A 3745-nucleotide genomic window follows, 5' to 3' on the forward strand; every position below is an offset into this window, starting at 1 on the left:
GCTCAGTTCGTCGCTTCTGCTGTGGCGAGCATTCGCTCCAGGAACACTGCCAGCCCGACTTCTTCTGACTTGAGCCCTTTGCGCAACCTTGGCCGAGGCAGTTCGGCCAGGGCGCCAAGCACAAAAGCGTCGATTACCGCCGGGTGGATATAGCATTTTCGGCACACCGCCGGTGTATTGCCCAATTGTCTGGCGACGGTCTTGACCGTCTCGACCAGATGCCGCTTCGCATCGGACTCAGGTTCCCACTGCAATTCGCGCAGCACAGACAACGCCAGAACACTGCCCGCCCACGTGCGGTAATCCTTTGCGGTGAAATCGGCGCCCGTGAGGGTTTGCAGGTAGGCGTTGACGTCAGCGGAACTGACGGTACGTCGCTCGCCGTTTTCATCCAGATACTGAAACAGGTTTTGCCCGGGGATGTCCTGGCAGCGCTTGACGATGCGGGCCAGGCGTCGGTCTTTCACGGTGATCTGGTGCTCGACGCCACTCTTGCCTCGGAACTGGAAACGGATTGCACTGCCGTTGACTTCAACGTGACGGCTGCGCAAGGTCGTCAGGCCGTAGGAGCGATTGTCCCGAGCGTATTGAGTGTTTCCGACGCGGATCAGTGTCGCATCGAGCAAGGTGATGACCGTGGCCATGACTTTGTCTCGATTGAAACCGGGAGCGGCCAACAGGGATTCAAGCTGTTTGCGCAGTTTCGGCAGGGCGAGGCCAAAGTCCCGCAGGCGCGAGTATTTGTCGGCATCACGCACTTCGCGCCAGCGCGGGTGGTAGCGGTACTGCTTGCGACCGCGAGCGTCGCGACCGGTGGCTTGAAGATGACCGCGCGGGTCGGCGCAAATCCACACATTCGTATAGGCCGGTGGTACGGCGAGGGCGTTGAGGCGCTTGATTTCGTCCGGGTCGGTGATGCGCTGGCCCGCAGGATCGAAGTAGCAAAACTTTCCACGCAGCAGTTTGCGGGTGATACCGGGCTGCGTGTCATCGACATAGTGCAGGTCGGGTGGCAATACATCGAGCAGCGCGGTATCGGACATGGCGAATCATCCTCGGCGACAAATCAGGGGCCAGTACAGCCATTGACCGCATTCATTTGTCGTTGGTGCCAATGGATTTAAGCCAGGACTGCCACCGCTTTGATGTGTGCCCAGAGTTGTTGGCCCGGATGCACGCCCAACTGGTCTCTGGAGTAGCGGGTGATACGTGACAGCAACGGCGTGCCGGCGGCGTTAAGGCGGATCAGGACGTGGGCGGCGTTGTCGGCACCGACTTCACTGATCACAGTCACCGGCAAGCGATTGAGGATGCTGCTTTGCTCGATACTTCGCAGGCTCAGGCTGACATCGCGTGCATGAACCTTGCAACGTAACGCCTGGCCCAGGGGCATGGGCGCGTGGGCGACGCGAATGCCCAGATCGGTATTGGGTAACTGCAAGGTCAGCAACTGGTAGTAGGCGTCATACGCGCAGACATGCCCTTCGATCACCACACCCGCGTCGTCGCCCATCGCCATTGGCAGGTCGAGACGGGCGAGGGTTTCGCCGATCGGGCCGCTGGCCAGTGCCTTGCCTTCGCTCAGCAAGACGATATGGTCGGCCAGCCGCGCGACCTCATCCTGCGAGTGGCTGACGTACAGCACTGGAATTTCCAGTTCATCGTGCAGGCGTTGCAGGTAAGGCAGGATTTCGTTTTTACGCTGACTGTCCAACGCCGCCAGCGGTTCGTCCATCAACAAAAGTCGCGGGCTGGTGAGTAGCGCGCGGGCGATGCCGACCCGTTGCCGTTCGCCGCCGGAAAGGTGCTGTGGGTGACGTTCCAGCAGGTGCTCTATCCCCAGCAGTTCCGTGGCATGGCCCATGTCCACCCGACGCTGCTGTTTCGGAATGCGCTTGAGGCCAAACTCCAGATTCGCCAACACTGAAAGATGGGGAAACAGGCTGGCTTCCTGGAAGACATAACCCAGCGCGCGTTTATACGGTGGCACGAAAATATTGTTGTCGCTGTCCTGCCAGACCTCATCGTTGACCTGGATAAAACCCTGTTGAGCCCGTTCCAGTCCCGCGATGCAGCGCAGGCAGGTGGTCTTGCCCGAGCCCGAGTGTCCGTAAAGCGCCGTCACGCCACGACCGGGCAGTTGCAAGTCCACGTCTAGGGCGAATCCCGAATAGCTCAGTTTCAGACGCATATCGATCATCGATCAGCTCCAGCCTGCTTTGGTTTTACGGCCGGAGTAGAGCACCAGCAACACTGCAAAAGAGAACACCAACATCACCCCGGCCAGCCAATGAGCCTGGGCGTATTCCATGGCTTCGACGTGATCGTAGATCTGCACCGAAACCACGCGAGTCTTGTCCGGGATGTTGCCACCGATCATCAATACCACGCCGAACTCGCCAACGGTATGGGCAAAGCCGAGGATCGCAGCGGTGATAAAACCGGGTCGGGCGAGGGGCAGGATCACGCTGAAAARGGTGTCCCAGGGATTTGCGCGCAAGGTCGCGGCGACCTCCAGTGGGCGAGTGCCAATAGCGGAAAACGCGTTTTGCAGCGGTTGAACCACGAACGGCATCGAATACAGCACCGAGCCAACKACCAGCCCGGCAAAACTAAAGGTCAAGGTGCCGAACCCCAGTGATTGAGTGAACTGACCGACAAAGCCGTGAGGCCCCAGTGCCAGCAACAAATAAAAGCCGATCACTGTCGGCGGCAGGACCAAGGGCAGGGCGACGATCGCCCCGACCGGGCCGCGTAACCAGGAACGGGTGCGCGACAGCCATAACGCAATCGGAGTGCCGATGACCAACAGGATGGCAGTCGTCAGGGACGCCAGTTTGAGGGTCAGCCAGATGGCGGCAAAGTCGGCACTCGTGAGCGTCATTTAGAGTTGGTAACCGTAGGATTTGATGACAGCGGCGGCTTTCGGACCTTTAAGGTAGTCGACCAGTGCCTTGGCGGCCGGGTTGTCCTTGCCTTTATTGAGGATCACCGCATCTTGTTTGATTGGGTCGTGCATGTCGGCTGGAACGATCCACGCCGAACCGCCGGTGACTTTGCCKTCTTTGTAGATCTGCGACAAGGCTACAAAACCAAGTTCGGCGTTGCCGGTGGAAACGAATTGATAGGCCTGCGTGATGTTCTGGCCTTCAACGATCTTGTCCTTGACCTTGTCGGTCAAGCCCTGCTTGGCCAGCACTTGAGTCGCGGCCAGGCCGTAAGGTGCCGACTTGGGGTTGGCGATGGCCAAATGCTGATATTGATTGTCGCTGAGCACTTTGCCCTTGGCATCGACGTAGCCGTCTTTGGCCGACCACAGGGCCAGGGTGCCAATCGCGTAGGTGAAGCGTGAACCTTTGACCGTGTCGCCTTCGGCTTCAAGTTTTTGCGGCGTGGTGTCGTCTGCCGAGAGGAACACTTCGAACGGCGCGCCATTTTTTATCTGGGTGTAGAACTGGCCGGTTGCACCATAGGCCGCGACCAGTTTGTGCCCAGTGTCTTTTTCGAAATCGGCAGCGATGGCCTGGATAGGCGCAGTGAAGTTGGCAGCGACGGCGACCTGGACTTCATCCGCATGAGCGGTGCCGAGAGCGAAGACTGCGATAAGGCTGGCGAGGCACGCAGGGGCAAAACGTGAGGCGCGAATGGTCATGTAACGGCTCCGTGATAGGCGAGTGCTGCAGGCGGATGAAGCGCTGTATAAATGAATATATAGCGAAATACCTGCAAACGGAACGTGTTGGTT

At 59.0% G+C, this 3745-nt stretch carries 4 protein-coding genes; all 4 read right to left on the reverse strand.

Features of this window, described 5'->3' with window-relative positions:
- Nucleotides 1–2: 2 nt before the first annotated feature.
- On the reverse strand, nucleotides 3–1043 hold the full coding sequence (locus AC1DRJ_RS21385; RefSeq protein ID WP_477803892.1) for a DNA topoisomerase IB: 1041 nt from the start codon (nucleotides 1041–1043) through the stop codon (nucleotides 3–5).
- Nucleotides 1044–1120: 77 nt separating this feature from the next.
- Complete coding sequence (gene modC / locus AC1DRJ_RS21390; RefSeq protein ID WP_477803893.1) at nucleotides 1121–2200, reverse strand: molybdenum ABC transporter ATP-binding protein; 1080 nt, start codon at nucleotides 2198–2200, stop codon at nucleotides 1121–1123.
- Between the two features lie 3 nt (nucleotides 2201–2203).
- The gene (gene modB / locus AC1DRJ_RS21395) at nucleotides 2204–2884 is read right to left on the reverse strand and encodes a molybdate ABC transporter permease subunit (protein WP_477803894.1); all 681 of its coding nucleotides are present in this window, start codon (nucleotides 2882–2884) and stop codon (nucleotides 2204–2206) included.
- Nucleotides 2885–3652: a molybdate ABC transporter substrate-binding protein gene (gene modA, locus AC1DRJ_RS21400; protein WP_477803895.1), complete on the reverse strand. Its 768-nt coding sequence runs from the start codon at nucleotides 3650–3652 to the stop codon at nucleotides 2885–2887.
- Nucleotides 3653–3745: the final 93 nt, after the last annotated feature.

This window comes from Pseudomonas sp. P5_B2 (assembly GCF_056400445.1).

Bases quoted from the DNA above. Each gene is read 5' to 3' on its own strand.
- AC1DRJ_RS21385 (WP_477803892.1), bottom strand. From the start codon at position 1,043: ATGTCCGATACCGCGCTGCTCGATGTATTGCCACCCGACCTGCACTAT.
- modC (WP_477803893.1), bottom strand. From the start codon at position 2,200: ATGATCGATATGCGTCTGAAACTGAGCTATTCGGGATTCGCCCTAGAC.